The organism is Limnohabitans sp. B9-3, assembly GCF_002778325.1.
Lineage (GTDB): Bacteria > Pseudomonadota > Gammaproteobacteria > Burkholderiales > Burkholderiaceae_C > Limnohabitans > Limnohabitans kasalickyi.
Map to the genome: position 1 here is coordinate 98,880 of NZ_NESI01000004.1, position 17,470 is coordinate 116,349.

Annotated in this window: 19 protein-coding genes; 13 read left to right on the forward strand and 6 right to left on the reverse strand. The window is 54.6% G+C overall.

Annotation, left to right across the window (positions count from 1 at the left end; genetic code table 11):
* Positions 1–22 precede the first annotated feature (22 nt).
* Positions 23–1,027: a lytic murein transglycosylase B gene (mltB, locus tag B9Z42_RS08225; RefSeq protein WP_369806861.1), complete on the forward strand. Its 1,005-nt coding sequence runs from the start codon at positions 23–25 to the stop codon at positions 1,025–1,027.
* A 20-nt stretch (positions 1,028–1,047) separates the two neighbouring features.
* Positions 1,048–1,269 carry a TIGR02450 family Trp-rich protein gene (locus B9Z42_RS08230; protein WP_100132885.1) on the forward strand — a complete coding sequence of 74 codons (222 nt, stop codon included), beginning with the start codon at positions 1,048–1,050 and terminating at the stop codon, positions 1,267–1,269.
* Between the two features lie 97 nt (positions 1,270–1,366).
* Here the strand turns inward: B9Z42_RS08230 and B9Z42_RS08235 are convergent, their stop codons facing one another.
* A complete protein-coding gene (locus B9Z42_RS08235) occupies positions 1,367–3,478 on the reverse strand; it encodes a hypothetical protein (RefSeq protein ID WP_100132886.1) in 2,112 nt (703 codons plus the stop codon).
* 438 nt (positions 3,479–3,916) lie between these two features.
* On the opposite strand from B9Z42_RS08235, the gene B9Z42_RS16500 reads away from it, so the two are divergent.
* Positions 3,917–4,090 (forward strand): lytic murein transglycosylase, encoded by a 174-nt coding sequence (locus tag B9Z42_RS16500; RefSeq protein WP_143474057.1) that lies wholly within the window; start codon positions 3,917–3,919, stop codon positions 4,088–4,090.
* Between the two features lie 32 nt (positions 4,091–4,122).
* Here B9Z42_RS16500 and B9Z42_RS08245 read toward each other — a convergent pair whose 3' ends face one another.
* Together B9Z42_RS08245 and B9Z42_RS08250 are read right to left on the reverse strand one after the other, a co-directional pair.
* A complete protein-coding gene (locus B9Z42_RS08245) occupies positions 4,123–5,466 on the reverse strand; it encodes a dienelactone hydrolase (protein ID WP_100132888.1) in 1,344 nt (447 codons plus the stop codon).
* 48 nt (positions 5,467–5,514) lie between these two features.
* The gene (locus B9Z42_RS08250) at positions 5,515–6,219 is read right to left on the reverse strand and encodes a Crp/Fnr family transcriptional regulator (protein WP_100132889.1); all 705 of its coding nucleotides are present in this window, start codon (positions 6,217–6,219) and stop codon (positions 5,515–5,517) included.
* A 174-nt stretch (positions 6,220–6,393) separates the two neighbouring features.
* Here B9Z42_RS08250 and B9Z42_RS08255 point away from each other — a divergent pair, with 174 nt between their 5' ends.
* From B9Z42_RS08255 to B9Z42_RS08275, 5 genes are read left to right on the forward strand one after another with little or no spacing between them, the layout of a single operon-like run.
* Positions 6,394–7,398 carry an ABC transporter substrate-binding protein gene (locus tag B9Z42_RS08255; RefSeq protein WP_100132890.1) on the forward strand — a complete coding sequence of 335 codons (1,005 nt, stop codon included), beginning with the start codon at positions 6,394–6,396 and terminating at the stop codon, positions 7,396–7,398.
* 3 nt (positions 7,399–7,401) lie between these two features.
* Entirely contained in the window at positions 7,402–8,211 is an 810-nt protein-coding gene (locus tag B9Z42_RS08260; protein ID WP_199172007.1) for an ABC transporter ATP-binding protein, read from the forward strand.
* Positions 8,201–8,956 (forward strand): ABC transporter permease, encoded by a 756-nt coding sequence (locus tag B9Z42_RS08265; RefSeq protein ID WP_100132891.1) that lies wholly within the window; start codon positions 8,201–8,203, stop codon positions 8,954–8,956. The genes B9Z42_RS08260 and B9Z42_RS08265 overlap by 11 nt, the downstream gene beginning before the upstream one ends.
* 46 nt (positions 8,957–9,002) lie before the next feature.
* Positions 9,003–9,929 (forward strand): TauD/TfdA family dioxygenase, encoded by a 927-nt coding sequence (locus B9Z42_RS08270; protein ID WP_100132892.1) that lies wholly within the window; start codon positions 9,003–9,005, stop codon positions 9,927–9,929.
* 12 nt (positions 9,930–9,941) lie between these two features.
* The gene (locus B9Z42_RS08275; protein ID WP_100132893.1) at positions 9,942–11,360 is read left to right on the forward strand and encodes an aldehyde dehydrogenase family protein; all 1,419 of its coding nucleotides are present in this window, start codon (positions 9,942–9,944) and stop codon (positions 11,358–11,360) included.
* 36 nt (positions 11,361–11,396) lie between these two features.
* Here B9Z42_RS08275 and B9Z42_RS08280 read toward each other — a convergent pair whose 3' ends face one another.
* The 3 genes from B9Z42_RS08280 to queG all read right to left on the reverse strand — a co-directional run bounded on the left by B9Z42_RS08280 (position 11,397) and on the right by queG (position 13,424).
* Positions 11,397–11,834, reverse strand: coding sequence for a CBS domain-containing protein (locus tag B9Z42_RS08280; protein WP_100132894.1), 438 nt, complete (start codon positions 11,832–11,834; stop codon positions 11,397–11,399).
* Between the two features lie 109 nt (positions 11,835–11,943).
* The gene (locus B9Z42_RS08285; protein ID WP_143474058.1) at positions 11,944–12,300 is read right to left on the reverse strand and encodes a hypothetical protein; all 357 of its coding nucleotides are present in this window, start codon (positions 12,298–12,300) and stop codon (positions 11,944–11,946) included.
* Between the two features lie 53 nt (positions 12,301–12,353).
* Positions 12,354–13,424, reverse strand: coding sequence for a tRNA epoxyqueuosine(34) reductase QueG (queG, locus tag B9Z42_RS08290; RefSeq protein ID WP_369806865.1), 1,071 nt, complete (start codon positions 13,422–13,424; stop codon positions 12,354–12,356).
* 42 nt (positions 13,425–13,466) lie between these two features.
* Here queG and tsaE point away from each other — a divergent pair, with 42 nt between their 5' ends.
* The 5 genes from tsaE (at position 13,467) to B9Z42_RS08315 (ending at position 17,465) form a co-directional block, all read left to right on the forward strand.
* Positions 13,467–13,946, forward strand: coding sequence for a tRNA (adenosine(37)-N6)-threonylcarbamoyltransferase complex ATPase subunit type 1 TsaE (tsaE, locus tag B9Z42_RS08295; protein ID WP_199172014.1), 480 nt, complete (start codon positions 13,467–13,469; stop codon positions 13,944–13,946).
* Positions 13,943–15,367, forward strand: a complete 1,425-nt coding sequence (locus B9Z42_RS08300) for an N-acetylmuramoyl-L-alanine amidase (protein WP_100132896.1) — start codon at positions 13,943–13,945, stop codon at positions 15,365–15,367. Before tsaE ends, B9Z42_RS08300 begins: the two co-directional genes overlap by 4 nt.
* 5 nt (positions 15,368–15,372) lie before the next feature.
* On the forward strand, positions 15,373–16,518 hold the full coding sequence (locus tag B9Z42_RS08305; RefSeq protein ID WP_100132897.1) for an aminotransferase class V-fold PLP-dependent enzyme: 1,146 nt from the start codon (positions 15,373–15,375) through the stop codon (positions 16,516–16,518).
* Between the two features lie 7 nt (positions 16,519–16,525).
* The gene (locus tag B9Z42_RS08310) at positions 16,526–16,804 is read left to right on the forward strand and encodes a VF530 family DNA-binding protein (protein WP_100132898.1); all 279 of its coding nucleotides are present in this window, start codon (positions 16,526–16,528) and stop codon (positions 16,802–16,804) included.
* Positions 16,805–16,916: 112 nt separating this feature from the next.
* Complete coding sequence (locus B9Z42_RS08315; RefSeq protein ID WP_143474059.1) at positions 16,917–17,465, forward strand: hypothetical protein; 549 nt, start codon at positions 16,917–16,919, stop codon at positions 17,463–17,465.
* The last annotated feature ends 5 nt before the right edge of the window (positions 17,466–17,470 follow it).

The following is a 17,470-nucleotide window of genomic DNA, read 5'->3' on the forward strand; positions in this document are numbered from 1 at the left end:
CCCCCCAAAAGCCAAACAGAGCTTGACCAAGCAACCTTCTGCACCCAAGGCCAAAGTCAATGGCCCAGTGTTTGGCATGACACCTGAAGTGACCGCACTGGCCGACGAACTGGCCCGACAACAAGCACTGCCCGTGGCTTGGGTGCGTCAGCAACTCAGCGGCGCACGGCGCTTGGCACGCGTCCCACAACTGGTGTTACCCCCGCCCGTGAGCGTGCCCAAAAATTGGCGAGCCTACCGTGAGCGCTTCATCGAGCCCAGACGCATTGAGGCAGGCGTGCAGTTTTGGCAAACCCACAGCAACGCCCTTTCAAGGGCTGAGCAAACCTACGGCGTGCCCGCAGAAATGATCGTGGGTGTCATCGGCGTGGAAACCTTCTACGGCCAGCACATGGGCAACTACCGCGTGCTCGATGCCTTAACCACCCTGACCCTCGACTTCCCAGCGGCTCATCCACGCGCGGCCGAGCGCCAAGCGTTTTTCAAATCGGAGTTAGGCCATTTTTTGGTGCAGCTGCGCCAACATACACGCAGCGGCAACACCACCCCCATCAACGGCAGCTTTGCGGGTGCCATGGGATGGCCCCAATTCATGCCGTCGAGCATCAACAAATTTGCCGTGGACTTTGATGGCGATGGCACGATTGATTTGCGCAACAGCCCCGTCGACGCCATCGGTTCAGTCGCCAACTATTTCAAAGCCTTCGGCTGGCAAACCGGCATGCCCACGCACTACCCCGTGCGCTTTGACGAAACCCGCCTCGACAAACCCACCCTCCTCGCCCCCGACATCGTGCCCTCGTTCAGCGTCAGCAGTTTCTTGGCCAAAGGCGCTTTGCTCGATGGCGAGGCGGTGCAGCACGCAGGGCCATTGGCTTTGGTCGAAGTGTTCAACGGCGACGATGCGCCCAGCTATGTGGCGGGCACCGAAAACTTTTATGTGGTGACGCGTTACAACTGGAGCAGTTATTACGCCTTGGCGGTGATTGAGTTGGGCCAGGCTGTCAAAGCGGCCAAGGAACGCTGAAACATCAGCGCTTTAACTTTATGAATCCCCTGAACCCCAAGAAACTGCTGTTGACCAAATGGACAACCGTCATCCCCGTGGCCAAACAAAAACACTTCTTGGTCTGCCGGGTGATTCAACCTGAGTTACCAACTGACCCCATTGAGTTGGTGGAAATCGAAGCGGTGTTTTCAAAAGCCACACAGGTCATTGCCTGGCGAGAGCTGCAAGACGATGCTGTATGGCGGCAGGGATGGCTTTGAAGCGCAACTGTGCTCAACATTACCGCAAGAATAATTTGCAAGACAAATAAAAACGCCCCGTTTCATTCAAGCGGGGCGTTTTTTTAGTCATCAAGACTTAAGGGGCAAGGAATGTCATGGTGTAGAAATTGACATACTCAACCCCATCAGACGATCTGCTGTAAAGATCGGTACCCGTCACTTTAGAAGTAGCGGCATATTGAGTCGTGCCTGTGGCGCACTGAGGATCACCGCTGGGGCAAGTGATAGTGAATGCTCTAAGCGTAGACCTGATTGACACACGGTCCTCAAACGAGCCGCTGAATCCGCCACCAGGACCTGCTCCTAAACCTGATGCGCCAAAGATACGAACTGCTGTCATCGGAGCGGCATTAACGGGCACCGGCTTCTTGGCTGCAATCAAATCGTCGAATGCGCCCTGCCATGCCAACTCAAAACCTGAGGCAGGAAGACCACCATAGCCATTACCTGAAATGGCGGTCACGCTTGCAGATGCCTTTAAAGCATCCAGCTTGGCTGTGGTCAAGGTGGGTAATGGCACGGCCTTGAACTCTCCGATTGAGTAAGCCCTTCGGGCTGGTCGGTGATATTGAGTTGCCGTTGTATTGTCGGCAAAGTTGTACACAAAAGTCCATGGCTTGGTCGATACTTGGCCTTCCAACTCGGTTTCTGAGACGTCAGGTGAGGCAAAAGCCAATGATGTGTCTTTTGTACGGGGATGAGTGGATGTGGTGTTGTTCACATACTCCGAACGAAGTCGCAAGAAATTAGTTCCGCCAAGCTGCTGGCCTACGGCATTACAAGTAAGGCTTGGGTCTTTTGCAAAAACCAGAAAACTGAAACCCGTCTTGGGGCACAGCTTTAAATTATTGCCTTTAGGTGTAGTCACTACAAGATCTGTAATTGGCTTACCGCTGCCAACCACTTTAGCAACGCCAGAAACCCAATAAACAAATGCTCCCGGCGTGTACCCAACGCTGTAGTAACTCATGTCATCATTACGAACATTGGTGCGTTTCTGCGCATAAGAGCCGACTCCTCCATCATGGAGGTACTGATTACCGACAACTTCAAGCCGGCCATTGGTCACATTTTTACGGACCATAGTGCGTTCATATTGATAGTTTCCTGCGGAGTCCACCCAGCGATAACCAATCAACATATCCCCTGCTTTGGGACCGTTAATTGGCGCATCGGTTTTAACCGTACCGAAATACTGGGGACGATCAAAGACTACCCCAACAGCAGAAGGATTGAAAATTCCGCTGAAATGTTGTGTCGATGAAACCAACGAGCCACCATGTTTGTAAGTGACCGGATTTTGACCAATAAATATTTCCTTGCAAGGGGTAGCGACCACAGCTGCAGCAGTGGTACCGGTTGCCCCAACCCTGTCGACTTTGGGCAATGCGTAACACGCCGTCATTTTGTCCAAAAGATTTTTGATCAAGGGCGATGTACCGTCTGCCACCACATCGCCTGCAGGAACATCGGGCAAAGTAGGAATGGCAGCTGAAACCGTGGCGCCCAGTGCAAATTGGCTTAGGGAATTTGCGCCTTGGTCCTCATCCATAGCGCCTTTGACCGTCACCTCGACATTGGATGTGGTTCCAGCAGGGGTGATTTTGATGTCCAACATGTCGAGCACCTTGTCGACGCCGGTGCCATTCGTCGCAAACTTGACGCTGAAGGGATCAAAGCTGCTCACGTTGGCCGCGGTGAACAAGGGCTTAAGGGCAGTTTGAACAACCGTCGATGCCGAAGTAATGGCCGATGTCGTGGCTGTAACTGAGCCCTTGGCAATTTCCGTGCTGAGACTAAGCGGGTTTCCGCTGGGTGACAACTTGGCAGCGACCAGATCGGTAATTTGGTTGATATTAACGGTTGTCGAGTTGCTGCTGCCCAAAATACTGACCAGCTTGTCCACACCATCATCAACGACAAATGTATATGGAGCCACTTTGCCGGCAGGAATGCTCAAGCTGTATTTACCGTCAGCACCCACAACAACACCCTCCACCACAAGGCTACCTGTTGCGTCAAAAACGCTCACAGATGCGGAAGCCATTGGAGCACCCGTGGCGGCAATGCCATCAATGGCAATAGCTTGCGGACTTGTTAAACCACCCCCGCCACCACCACCGCAGGCCACCAAGCCTACAGCGGCAAGGAGCAAGCCGCAGTAGCTGATCTTTTTCATGGCTTTCATGTTTTCCTTAGTTTAGATGATTACAAATATGAAAATTTTAAATAAATTGACACGAATTAAGCTCAGTAAAAACCCTAAAAAGACTGTTTCTATCGACTCATACAGCGGGATCAACTGGCGCCATAACAAGCCCTTCCATGACCGGACCACAAAACAGTTTTTTGGCTTGTTGAAGATCCATTATCAGTACTGCATCTGAAATTTATTAACTAATCTTCTGTCAAAAGCTACTCTTTGATGTCTTCGAAATCATCCAGCTGAAGCAAAAAAAACTAGATATTTTTATTAATTAGTCCGCCGAACAATCTCCCTTTTGAGCAGCCAAAGTTGAACAGGATCAGGCGGACCTTGGCGCAACAAGCGCTAGTATCTGGATCGGTACACATCCCAACAGTTGAAAGGAAAGAATGCCTAGGCAAATGGGGTCTGCGGTGATTCATGGCGCGCACCCTCGCTGCGGACTTCGACCGTGACAGCCAGATCGACCTAGGCAACAGCTGCGTCGACGCCATCGGCTTAGTCGTCAACGACTTCAAAGCCTTCGGCTGGCAAACCGGAAGCTGTGTTTTCAAAAGCCACTCAGGTCATTGCGTGGCGAGAGCTGCAAAATGACCGCGTCTGGCGCTAGGGTTGGGTGTAGCTTTTTATCGGGCCGCCGCGCCCAAATGCTCAAGCCTCAACCCCACTGCCGTGCGAGCTGGGAAGCCCTTCCAATAGGTGTGGTCGGCTTTGAAACTGCCATCGGGATTGGCCGACCACTTGCCTTGCTGCGCATACTCCAGCACGTCTAAATGTGCCGCCTTGGCGGCATCCTGTTCCAAGTGCTTGCCCAAAAAGGCCGCAATGAAGTGTTGCGAAATATTGTTCATGCGCACGTTGTCCCACACCGCATCAACGTAATGCGCAGCGGGCGTCACAGGCAACCAGGGCACTGACTTCCAGGCCTCTTGCGGTGGGGGCATGGGCGCACCCGCGTTGTGATTGGCATTTTCAAAGGTCAGCAAATACCTGTCGGCATGGATGCTGCCTTCATAGATATTGCGCACCCCGGGCGCGTACCCTGACACATCGTCCACGCTGCCAGCAATGAAGAGCATGGGCGTCTGAATGCCCTTGAGGCCGTCTTCGTTCCAGAAACCCTGCTTCCAACCCCAAGGTGCAAAGGCAACCGCCGCTTTGATGCGCGGGTCACGCCTTTTTGCGAAATCAGGATTCGCGTGGAGCAGCAGGTTCAGACTGTCCTTGGGCAGATTGGGAAATTGGGTGGCCTTGTCGCTGAAGCCGCCACCGAGTTTGTTGATGACGCCATAGCCACCCATGGAGTAGCCGATCAGCGCGATGCGGTTTTCATCGATCAAGTCTTTGAAAGGGCTGGCCGCATTTCGGTTGGCTTTGACCATTTCATCGATCACGAAGGACACGTCCAGTGGCCGGTTACGCAAGGTGCTGGGGAATGCGCCTTGATCGGAGTAGGTGCTGTCGGTGTGGTCGATGGAAGCCACCACATACCCTTTGCTGGCCAAGTTCTCGGCAATGGGACTCATCAAAAATCGGTTGCCCGGATAGCCATGCGACATGATGACCAAGGGGTAAGCGCCGTTCGTCCGATTTGGCTTCGCATCTCGCAGTGCTTTGCCATGGAGCGTGATTTGTGTTTTGCCGTCTCGGAAAAAGACGTGGTATTCACCTGCGTTTATGGCGGCAGGGTCCGCCTGACCGGGATACCAAATTTCAGTGGTCAATGGCCGGTCGTACATGGGCACGTCTTGGCCCGACTTGGCGTTCAGCATGTCCCATTGATTGGGATGTTTGAACTGCAGCGTTTTGACCCCAATATCAAACGCCCCATAAGCCGCCAAGGCTGGCGCGTCAGATCGGATCTGGTCGATCCGATTGGATTGCGCAAAGCTGAAAGCGCTGCTCAGACCAATGCCGCCACACAGCAGCGCTTGGGTGAAACCGCGACGAAAGAGTAAGGATGGGGACATGACAAATCACCTTGAGCATTGAAAAGGGGTGCGGCGCATGGCAGGGGCTTAGCGCATGGAAGGTTGCAGCAAGACGATGCTGCGGTAACCCAGTCGAATCAATCCTTGGTCTTGAAAACGTCTGAGTTGTTGATTCACGCGTTGTCGCGAAGCCATGGCCGCCTGCGCCAGATCGCCTTGGCTGACAGAAACTTGCACACCTTCAGGAACTTGGACACTGTTCAATCGAGCGATCCGCTCTAGCGTGGCCCAAACTCTTTTTTCCAAGGTCGGCATGCCCTGCGTCGCTAAGGTGTCAAACATTTGATTGACTCGCAGACCCAAAATTCGAATCAAGTCGATCGCCAACTCGCCATCTTGTCGAACCAGCGCCATGAGTTTGGTGCGCTCGATCTGCAAGACTTGACTGGGGACGGCAGCGACCAAATCGGCCGGGTAAGTGCTATCGGCAAACACGGAACTCAGACCCGAAATTTCGCCGGGCAGCATCCAGTGCAACAACTGCTCTTCTCCCTCAGGCGTGATCACACTGACACGCAACCGTCCCTCGATCAACAGCAAGGCTGCCCCCAGAGATTGCCCGCGACTGAGGATGACCTGACCCGACTGCCAATGGCGATTGACGCCGATTTTCATCAAGGCTTGTATCGAGCGATGGGTCAGACCTACACCGTCCGACCAAGACTGTGTCGAAGCGGCCGCTTCACCCTGTTTAAGCTGGGCATAACGGTGAGCGTTGCGGGCGTTTTGCATGGCATTTATTGTGAAGGTGAACGGGCCCAGCGTGGGTAGATTTTGAATTTTGAGTGCTTTCCCTTAAATTGTCACATGGGTAACAATTTGTCGGCACGTGGCACTTTCTAATGCAAATTCGAATGAAGTTGACTTCACAAGGCGCAAGCCAAAGCCACATTGATTGGAGACCACATGAAATTTTTATTCAGCACCCGCATCAAAACCGCCATGGGCATTGCAGCCCTCACCTTGGGTTCCACGGTCATGGCTCAAACGGAAACTTTGCGCATCCAAGACTACCCGGGCTTGGGCAATATTTTGGTGCGTGTCGCTGCAGCCAATGGGTATTGTGAAAAAAACGGACTCAAGTGCGAGCTGAAAACCATTCCTGCCGCGCCTTTGGGCATACAAACCCTGATGGCCGGTGACATTGATGTCGCTTTTGGCCCAGCTGAGGTGGTCATTCAAGCCGCGAACAAGGGGGCGGATCTCAAAATCATCGGCAGCGGCTCACGCGGCAACATTTTCTATTTGATGGCTGGGGCTCATACCGAAACGCCCAATTCGGCCAAAGGTTATCCAGCCGTGATGGCGGACCTGAAGGGCAAAAAAATAGGCGTCACCTCGCGTGGCTCAGGTGCTGAATTTCAGTTGATCGACATGCTCAAAGGTGCGGGCATGACCGGTAGTGATGTGACCATCGTGCCGGTGGGCGCACCGAACACCGCCTTGCCTGCCATTGCCAACAAGCAAATTGACGCACTCATGCTGTTCTCCCCCATGGACGGTTTTTGTGAGGCTATGAAAGTCTGTCGCGTGATTGTGGATCCTCGCAAAGGCGAAGGCCCCAAGGAGATCACGCAGCTCAACGGCGCTGCGGGCCCGATGACTGTGCGAGGAGATTTTGCGCAAAAGAAAGGCCCCGTATTGGATGCATTTGCAAAGGCCATGCGTGAATCGGAATCCTTTGTTCAAAATCCCGCCAACTTCAATGCCTTGCTCAAAATAGTCAACGACACCTTCAAAATAGAGGGGCCTACAGGCGCCGCTGCAGTCGAAGCTTCCTTGCGTAACGCCATCACCAGCTCGGGATTTTCCTTAGACCCCAAAGCCTTGCAAGCTGCCGCCGACTATTTACAAAAAACCGCACAAATCGATAAAACCTTCGACACCTCAAAACTATTGCAATTGCGCTGATCCATGGACATCGTCAACGCAAGCGCCGAGTTGAATCACTCGCCGCTCGCCATCGCAGTCGATGGCGTTCATTTGAGTTTTGATGGCATCACGCCTGTCTTATTTGATGTGTCTTTGCGCATCAAACAAGGCGAATTTGTGTCTTTGGTTGGCCCCAGCGGCTGCGGCAAAACAACACTGTTGAACATGGCTGCAGGCTTGGTGGCGCAGACCGGCAAGGGCTCCATTCAAGTGGCGGGCTCAGCACCCCTACAAGGCAATCCTCAAGTGGGCTACATGCTAGCCCGTGACAGTCTGTTGCCTTGGAAGACCGCATTGGGCAACGCCATGTTTGGCATGCAAGTTCGCGGCGTGCCTCGTGCTGAGGCTCAAGAACGCGCCCAAGTCATGTTGCAAGAAGTGGGTTTGGCAGGGTTTGAAAATGCCTACCCCAAAGCCTTGTCGCATGGCATGCGCCAGAGGGTGGCGCTGGCACGCACCTTTGCCATGGGTTCCTCGGTTCTCTTGATGGACGAACCATTTGGTGCGCTGGATGCACAAACCAAACTGCAACTCGAAGACCTGTTGCTTCGCCTGTGCCAACAACACAAGCAGTCGGTGCTGTTTGTCACGCACGATTTGTCGGAGGCTGTCGCCGTATCTGATCGCGTGGTGGTCATGACGTCTAGGCCTGGGCGCATCGTGGCCGACATTGCGATTGATTTGCCACGTCCGCGTTCCATTCGCGAGCTACAAAAAGATCCGCATTTTCACGAACTGTATGCGCAAATCTGGTCGCACCTTGAGTCTGGTTGGAGCAAACATGAAGGCTGAAAAATTGAAATGGCTGGTCGTACATCTCGCCTTCATCGGCATGATGTTGGCGCTGGGCGAATGGCTGACTGCCAACCGTTGGCTCGATCCCACGTTTGTGGGGCAACCCAGCGGCATCCTCAAATTTTTATGGAACAACATCACGTCAGGGCAGCTCTGGGTGGACATGGGCTGGACCATGGCCGGCACCTTGATTTCTTTTTTACTCGGCAGTGTGGCGGCCATTGCCGTTGGACTCGTCTTTGTGGGATTTCCAAAGTTTGAGAAGTTCCTAGACCCTTATTTGAACGCGATGAACGTGATGCCACGTATTGCGTTGGCACCACTGTTCATTTTGTGGTTTGGCTTAGGGCTAGGGTCAAAGATTGCGTTGGGTTGCAGCCTGACGTTCTTCATTGTCCTGTCGAGCACCGTCGCAGGCATTCGTGGCGTTAGCCAAGACCACGTCACCCTTTGCAAGACCTTGGGGGCGAGTGCCGTTTCCACCTTCTTTCAGGTCACTCTGCCCGGCGCTGTGCCCGTGATTTTTTCGGGCTTGCGCTTAGGTCTGATCTATTCGCTGCTGGGCGTGATTGGTGCAGAAATCATTGCCTCAGAAAAGGGCCTGGGCCAATCACTGGCTTATCTGGGCTCCACATTTGAAGTCAACGGCGTGATGGCCTTGCTCTTGGTCTTGGCCCTGATCGGTGTCAGCGTGATGAAAACCATGACATGGCTTGAAAAACGATTGCTCCACTGGCAATGAACCCAAACTTCCCAAAGCATTTTTAACTTTCCGAAAGTGAGCCCCCATGGCCAATACCAAACCCCTGAAACTCATCAACATTGCCAAGCGCTACAAGCACATCACCCCCGTGCCGCGCATGCCGAACTTTGCCGCTTGGATCGAAGGCGTCGACCTGACCAAGCCGCTGAGCAAAGAAGTGCAAGCCGAGTTGCGCCAAGCCCTGTTTGACTTTGAGGTCATCTTCTTCAAACCCCAAGTGATCACGCCTGCGCAACATATCAGCTTGGCTAAAGTGTTTGGCCCCCTGTCGTCAGGCTCTTACTTTGAGCGCCACCCCGATGCACCGGAGTTGGAAGTCATCCACTCGGACCCCGCGCGACCACCCTCGATTGACAACTGGCACACCGACATCAGCTGGAAACAGCGTCCACCTTTAGGCACCGCCATTCAAATCACGGTGACGCCACCCGCAGGCGGCAACACCTGCTGGATCAGCACCAGCAAAGCCTATGAGTGGCTCTCTCCAGGCATGAAAAAATACCTGGACGGTCTAACGGCCGTGCACAGCTGGGAGGTTTCAGGCTTTCGCGAAGCACTCGGCAAACGCGGCGACGAAGCCTTGATCGCAGCGATCAAGGCCTTCAAGCCCGTGGTGCATCCTGTTGTGCGCGTGAACCCAGACTCAGGCCGCAAATGCATTTATGTCAACAGCGATTTCACGCGCAACATCGAAGGCGTCGATCGCCACGAAGCCGTGGGCATGCTGCGCTTTTTACTGGACTGGATGAAAAAACCCGAGTTCATGGTGCACCATCAATGGGAACCCCACGGCATCGCCATCTGGGACAACCGCTCCACACAACACTATGCGGTGGCGGATTACTGGCCACACAGCCGAGTCAACCAACGCGTCACATTTGATGAGCCGGGCAGCAAAGCCGACAAGGTGAATGTGAACAAGAAGGTTTTGGGCGGCGGAAAACTCAACTGAAATAAGTAAAAAATGACGATCGATACCAATCACATCTCAAAAGTCTTTGACGCTCAGGCAGCCACAGCACTTCGCCTGAGAAGCTCAACGGCCAATGAGCGCATTGCAAAGATTCGGAGGTTACGCGATGCCGTGATTGCGCACACAGAGGATTGGTATCACGCTGCTTACCTAGACTTCAAGAAACCGCAAGGCGAAGTTGATCTTGCTGAAATCTTGCCCGTGTGCATGGAAGCGAATGACGCCATTCGCAACCTCAAAAAATGGATGAAGCCAACCCATGTTTGGCCGACCCTGTTGACCTTGGGTATGCGAAGTCACGTGCAACACACACCCCGTGGACGTTGCCTGATCGTTGGCCCGTTCAACTACCCTGTGAATTTGACGTTAGGGCCCTTGGTTTCAGCCATCGCCGCGGGCAATACGGCCATTTTGAAACCTTCTGAATTGACGCCCCATCTTTCTGGATTGATCTGCAAGGTGGTGCGTGAGGTTTTCACGGAAGACGAGGTCGCCATCTTTGAAGGTGAAGCGGAGGTGTCGCAGGCACTCTTGGCGCTGCCTTTTGATCACATCTTTTTCACAGGCAGTCCAACGATTGGCAAGTACGTCATGGGTGCTGCTGCCAAGAACTTGGCAAGTGTGACCTTGGAGTTGGGCGGTAAAAGTCCGACCATCATCGATGAAACGGCCAACCTCAAGTTGGCTGCAACCAATGTCATGTGGGCCAAGTTTGCCAATGCGGGTCAGACCTGTATCGCACCAGACTATGTGTTTGTGCATGAAAACGTCAAGGATGCGTGGCTGGCCTGCTGTCGCGAACAACTCATCAAAGCGTATGGCACGACGCTCGAGGCGCAAAAGAGCAGCCCCCACCTGGCGCACATCGTGAACGGACGGCATACCAAGCGTATCAAGGCGCTGTTGGATGATGCACAGGCCCAAGGCGCACGCACCATCACGGGCGGAGGCGCCAGTGAGGGAGACTGCTTCATTCAGCCGACCTTGCTTGACCAAGTGTCCCCCACCTCTCGGATCATGGAGGAAGAGATCTTTGGCCCATTGCTTCCTGTGATTAGCTATAGCAACCTGGATGAGGTGATTGCGCACATCAACGAAGGTCCTAAGCCTCTTGCGCTTTATATCTACAGCCGCAGCAATGCACATATTGACAAAGTTCTGACGCAGACCGTGTCGGGTGGTGCTTGCGTCAATCACGCCCTGATGCAGTTTCTTCAGGGAAATTTGCCATTTGGCGGAATCAATAACTCAGGCATTGGCAATGCACATGGCCACTATGGGTTCAAGGCTTTCAGCCATGAGCGCGGCGTCGTGCGTACGCAGTTTTCATTCGCCGCCACCTTGTTCTCTGCCGGAGAAGTCCCTGGGATGATTCGTCAAGCGATCAAGTCCGCTTTCAAAATTTTGTAATCTGCCATGTGATTGGCAGATCACGGCCCGGCACGATCAGACGCCGTGCCCCTTGATATAGGTTTCCAGAAACTTGATCTGGTTGCCCTGGAGTTCAATGATATTTTTGACCAAGTCACCCACCGAAATAACACCCACCACCTTATTGGCTTCAAGGACTGGCAAGTGCCTGATGTGCTTGTGAACCATGATCGCCATGCACTCTTCTAAGGAGTTGGAGAGCGTCACGGTGAGAGGGTTCGCTGTCATGATTTTGGAGACCGCAACCTGCGTGGGATTGAGGTGTGGCAACAACACTTTGATGGCGCAATCGCCTTGAGAAACGATGCCCTTCAAGTCGCCGTCATCGATGACGAGGACGGCCCTGACGCGGAAATCGCGCATGATTTTCAAGGCACTGTCGACAGGGTCAGAAGACCGAACAGAAAAAATGGTGCTTGCTTTTTGATCAACAATTTTTTTAACAGTCGTCATGAAATCTGCCTTGAGAGTTACCAAACTTATAGTCTAACAAAAGTACAAGGTCTCGCAGCCATGGCCATTCACACCTTCAGTTTGAAGCGGTGCTGCCAAGGAAAGCACCTCAATCTTTAGGCAGGTAACGCTTCTCCCGGATTTCACGCACCTCCACATCTTCAATCACATCGGATTTAGAGCTTGAACGATGCGTATGTGCTGGCTCTTCATGCCGTGGCGCATCGCTTTGACTGGACCAACGAAACCCACCAGACCAGCGTGCACCTTGGCCAGACTGCATGCCTTTGCGCATGGTTTGTACTTGTTGCCACATCATCACCACTTGTGGCTTTTTTCCCGTCAGCAGCCAACGTAGAGAGGCAAAAACGATGAACAAGGCCAACCATCCCAAGACGACCAAAGTCATCAACACAGCGAAAGCCATGCCTAACAAAGTGATGAGCAAACGAGTAAAAAGCGCCATAGGTTGATAGTAACTGGGACGATCGCGGTTGTCGCACAAGACGCGTTGAAGCCTTAGCAAGCGCTTTGCCGCAACGCCCACTGCACATGGTCACGGACCACCTCGCTCTCATGCGTGAGATGAGCTTCCAAGGCTTGGCGTAAGGTCAACTGATCAGTTTGGCGCAGCGCATTGCCCGCTGCGACCGCCAAATTGCGCACCCAACGCGTATGGCCAATGCGCCGAATGGGACTGCCCTCCGTGATGCGTAAAAACTCAACTTCAGTCCACGCCAACAAACGGGCGATGTCTTGCCCCACCAACCCCGTTCGTGCGTCAAAGTCGGGCAAGCTGGAGGTTTGGGCAAATTTGTTCCAAGGGCAAATCAACTGGCAGTCGTCGCAGCCGTAAATGTGGTTGCCCATCAAGGGACGCAGGGCTTCGTCGATGGGACCTGCGTGCTCAATCGTCAAATACGAAATGCAACGTCGCGCATCCACCACACCCGGTGCCACGATGGCTTGGGTCGGGCACACGTCGATGCAGGCGGTGCATTGGCCGCAATGCGCGCTGGTGGGCTCAGAGGCTGGCAGGGCAATGTTGAGAAAAATCTCGCCCAAAAAAAACATGGAGCCCGCCTCGCGGTTGAGCACCAAGGTGTGCTTGCCGCGCCAGCCCTGCCCACTGCGGGCGGCCAACTCGGCCTCCAACACGGGCGCGGAGTCGGTGAAGGCGCGGTATTGCAAACCGTCTTGGGGCAACTCTGCCGCATGAGCCATCAAAAAAGCGTCAATTTGGCGCGCCAAGGTGTCTAAGCGTTGGCGCAGCACCTTGTGGTAGTCACGCCCTCTTGCGTAGACGGACACCACGGCTTCATGCGGTTCGCGTAAACGCTGCCACTCACGTTCTTGCCAATCGGTGGGGGTGTCGCGCGGCAAATAGTTCATACGCGCCGTTACCACGCTCAAAGTGCCCGGCACCAACTCGGCGGGGCGGGCGCGCTTCATGCCGTGGCGGGCCATGTAGTCCATCTCACCATGAAAATTTTGCGCCAACCAGGCTTGCAAATGCGGCTCGGCAGACGACAAATCCAAAGGTGCCACCGCAATTTGGGAAAATCCAAGGGAATTCCCCAAATTCTGAATTTCTGATAGCAATAATTGGTGAAAACTAGACAACCGACGTCCTTGAAGAATTCCGCCATTGTAAAAACTCTCTCTTGGCCCGATGAAGCCGCCACCGCCGCCTTTGCACGCCAGTTGGCGCAGGCCTTGGTGCGCGCTGCAAATGGCCTGCATGCTTGTATCACCTTGCAGGGCGACTTGGGCGCGGGCAAGACCACGTTGGTGCGCCACCTCTTGCGTGCGCTTGGTGTGGCAGGCCGCGTCAAGAGCCCGACGTATGCCGTGGTTGAGCCCTACGAGGTGGCTGACGGGCACATTTGGCATTTTGATTTTTACCGCTTCAGCGATCCACGCGAGTGGGAAGATGCCGGCTTTCGCGACATCTTTGCCAGCCCCGGCCTCACGCTGTGCGAGTGGCCACAAAACGCCGAAGGCGTGATGCCCCACCCAGATCTAGACATCCACATTCAAGTGGGCGACGACGACCAACGTAGCGTCACGCTGCACGCCCACACCGCGCGTGGTCAGGCGCTGCTGGGATGAACAAGCCGCTACCCAGACGCACCGTGCTCAAAGGCGGCACCTTGGCCCTGCTGCTGGGCAGCGCCGACATTGCGCGGGGCGCCACCATCGTGGCCGTGCGTGTGTGGCCGGCGGTCGACTACACGCGGGTGACGATTGAGAGCGACACTGCCCTCAAAACCACGCCCCTGTTTGTGGCCAACCCACCCCGCTTGGCGGTGGACATCGACGGCATCGAACTCAACCCCGCGCTGCGCGAATTGGTCGGCAAAGTGCGCTCCGACGACCCGTACATCACTGGGGTGCGTGTGGGTCAATACACACCCAACACCGTGCGCTTGGTGCTGGACTTGCGGCAAATGGTGCAACCCCAAGTCTTCAACCTGCAACCCGTCAATGCGGGCGGTGCGCGCTACCAACACCGCTTGGTGCTGGACCTCTACCCTTCCAAAGTGGCCGATCCGCTGGAAGCGCTGATCGTTGACCGGCTCAACGGCACACAAACCAACGTGCCATCGATGACGGCTACCCCGCCTGTCTCAGCCAACGCCTTGGGCACCGCGCCCGACCCCATGGCTGATTTACTCGCCAGCCAAAACCGACAACCCCAGCCCTTGGCTGCGCAGGCTCCAGCCTCCAGTGCGTCGGGTGCTTCAACGCCGTTCACCTCCGCAGCCTCGGTGGGCAACAACGCCAGCCAAGGCAGCGAGCGCTTCATCATCGTGGCGCTGGACCCGGGGCACGGCGGCGAAGACCCAGGGGCGATTGGCCCACGCGGAACGAAAGAAAAAGACGTGGTGCTGCAAATTGCCCACCGCATGCGTGACCGCATCAACAGCACCGTCATCCAAACCAAATTCGGCAAATTGCCTATGCGCGCCTACCTCACGCGCGACGGCGACTTCTTTGTGCCCTTACAAGTTCGAGTCGACAAAGCGCGGCGCGTGCAAGCCGATTTATTCATCAGCCTGCACGCCGATGCATTTTTTACACCGCAAGCCAAAGGCGCGAGCGTGTTTGCGCTCAGCCAAGGCGCGGCTTCTAGCGCAGCAGCTCGCTGGATGGCAACCCAAGAAAACCGCGCCGACTTGGTGGGTGGGCTGAACATCAAGACCCAAGACGCCACTGTGCAACGCGCCCTGCTGGACATGAGCACCACCGCCCAGATCAACGACAGCCTCAAGCTCGGCAGCGAAATGCTGGGGCAAATTCGGCGCATTGGCAAACTGCACAAACCGCAAGTCGAACAAGCCGGATTTGCGGTGCTCAAAGCACCTGACATTCCAAGCGTGTTGGTTGAAACTGCCTTCATCAGCAACCCCGACGAAGAAGCCCGCTTGACCAGCGAAAGCTACCAAAACGAACTCGCCAACGCGTTGATGAAAAGTATTGAGCGCTACTTCTCACGCAACCCACCGCTGGCTCGCACCCGAAACACCTGAACGCCATGGCAACGTCAAACTTGGCTTACTTCAACCACGCCGGTGCATCGTTAATATCTACCGCCGTGCTCGACACGGTGGTGGCCCATTTGCAATTAGAAAGCCGCATCGGCGGCTACGCCGCGGCCATGCAGCAGCAGCCGGCGCTCGACCAGGTCTACGCCCGTGCTGCCCAACTGCTGAATTGCGACACAGATGAAGTGGCTTTGACCGACAGCCACTCACGGGGTTGGCGCGATGTGCTGTCGTGCCTGCAGTTTTCGCCAGGTGACCGCATTTTGGTAGCTCGCAGCGAATGGGGCGGCAACTACGCGGCGCTCGCACACATGGCCCAACGCAGCGGCGCCTCGCTCGAAGTCATCCCCTGCACAGCCACGGGTGAGGTGTGCCTAGACGCGCTGGCCCACATGCTGGACCACCATGTTCGCTTGGTGTCACTGACTTGGCTGCCCGCCAACGGTGGCCTGATTCAACCCGCAGCCAAAGTGGGCGCACTGACCCGCGCCGCTGGCATACCGTTCTTTCTCGATGCGGCTCAGGCTGTGGGGCAACTGCCCGTGGATGTGCGTGCGTTGGAGTGCGATGTGCTGACGACACCCGGACGAAAATGGCTGCGCGGGCCGCGTGGCACAGGCCTACTCTATGTGCGACGGGCCTTTCTTTCAGCGCTGACACCCCCTGTGGTGGACCACTTCACAGCCCCTTTCGGACAAGGGCGCTACACGCTACGCCCAGATGCCCGCCGTTTTGAAACTTCCGAAGCGGGCATCGCTGCACGCTTGGGGCTAGGCCAAGCGCTCAAAGAGGCACTGACCCAAGGCATTGAAAACATTCAACACAGCATCTTTGCGAAAAGCCAAACCATCCGTCAGGCACTGGCTCACATTCCTAACGTGCAACTGCGCGATATCGGTTTGGCGCAGTCTGGCTTGGTGTCGTTCACGTTTGATCACTGCACCGCCAAAACGGCACAGACGCGTCTCAACGCACAGGGCATTGAAGTCGCCTTGAATGGGCTTGCTTTCACGCCGCTCGACCTGCAAGCCCGAGGCCTGACGGACATCCTTCGCGCCAGCGCGCACACCACCACCACGGATACCGACATCGACCGGCTCATCCATGCAGTTTCACAAATTGCTGCCAACGCCTAAACACCCCATGAACTCCCCAACGCCAAACCCACAAGCGCGCAACCCCCTGCACGGGCTGACTTTAGAAAAAATCGTCACCGAACTGGCCGACTACTACGGATGGGAAGACTTAGGCCAACGCATTGCCATTCGGTGCTTCACCCACGACCCCAGCGTGGGCTCCAGCCTCAAGTTTTTACGCAAAACACCCTGGGCGCGTGAGAAAGTCGAAAGTCTTTATTTGTTCATGCTGCGCGATATAAAGCGCGAATCAACGCAACAAAATCAAATGGATGATTCATTTTGAGGCTGATGTTTGTTTGTAAAAACAGACATGTAATTTCCACGTACTTGGGCTGTCATCATGCATTCAGCAGGGTGATATATTGATATCCAAGCAACAAGAAAATTTAAGCAACGTGCTACTCCAACAACGGCTTGCCATCATCGCCATCACATCGATCAGCTATTTTTTGCTGTTTCGATTGAATATGAGTTTGTTTGACTTTTTACATTTTTCTCATGGCGTGGATTGGATATTTTTACCCAGCGGCTTGCGAATGGCATTTGTTTTGTTGTTCATCGCCGAAGGCGCCATTGGCATTGCTTTAGCCTCAACAGCCATCACTTACCTATTCCACTTTGATGGCAGTTACATCGGTAGCCTACTGAATGGATTGATTGCAGGTTTAGCCCCATTTTTGGCACGTCACATCGCTTTGCAGTATTGGCAATTGGACAGAGATTTAAAGAATCTCAAAGCCATTGGCATCTTCAAAATATCCGTTTTATTTGCGTTTATCAGTGCCCTGGTGCATCAACTTTGGTATTTCTGGAGTGGCAAAACAGAAGACTTCATTGCCAGCACGTCGGTCATGATGGTGGGCGACTTATTGGGCACACTGATTGTGTTGTTCGCCCTGAAAACCATAGCCCCCCTGCTCAGTCCGTTTTATAAGAAACCTTAATCTAG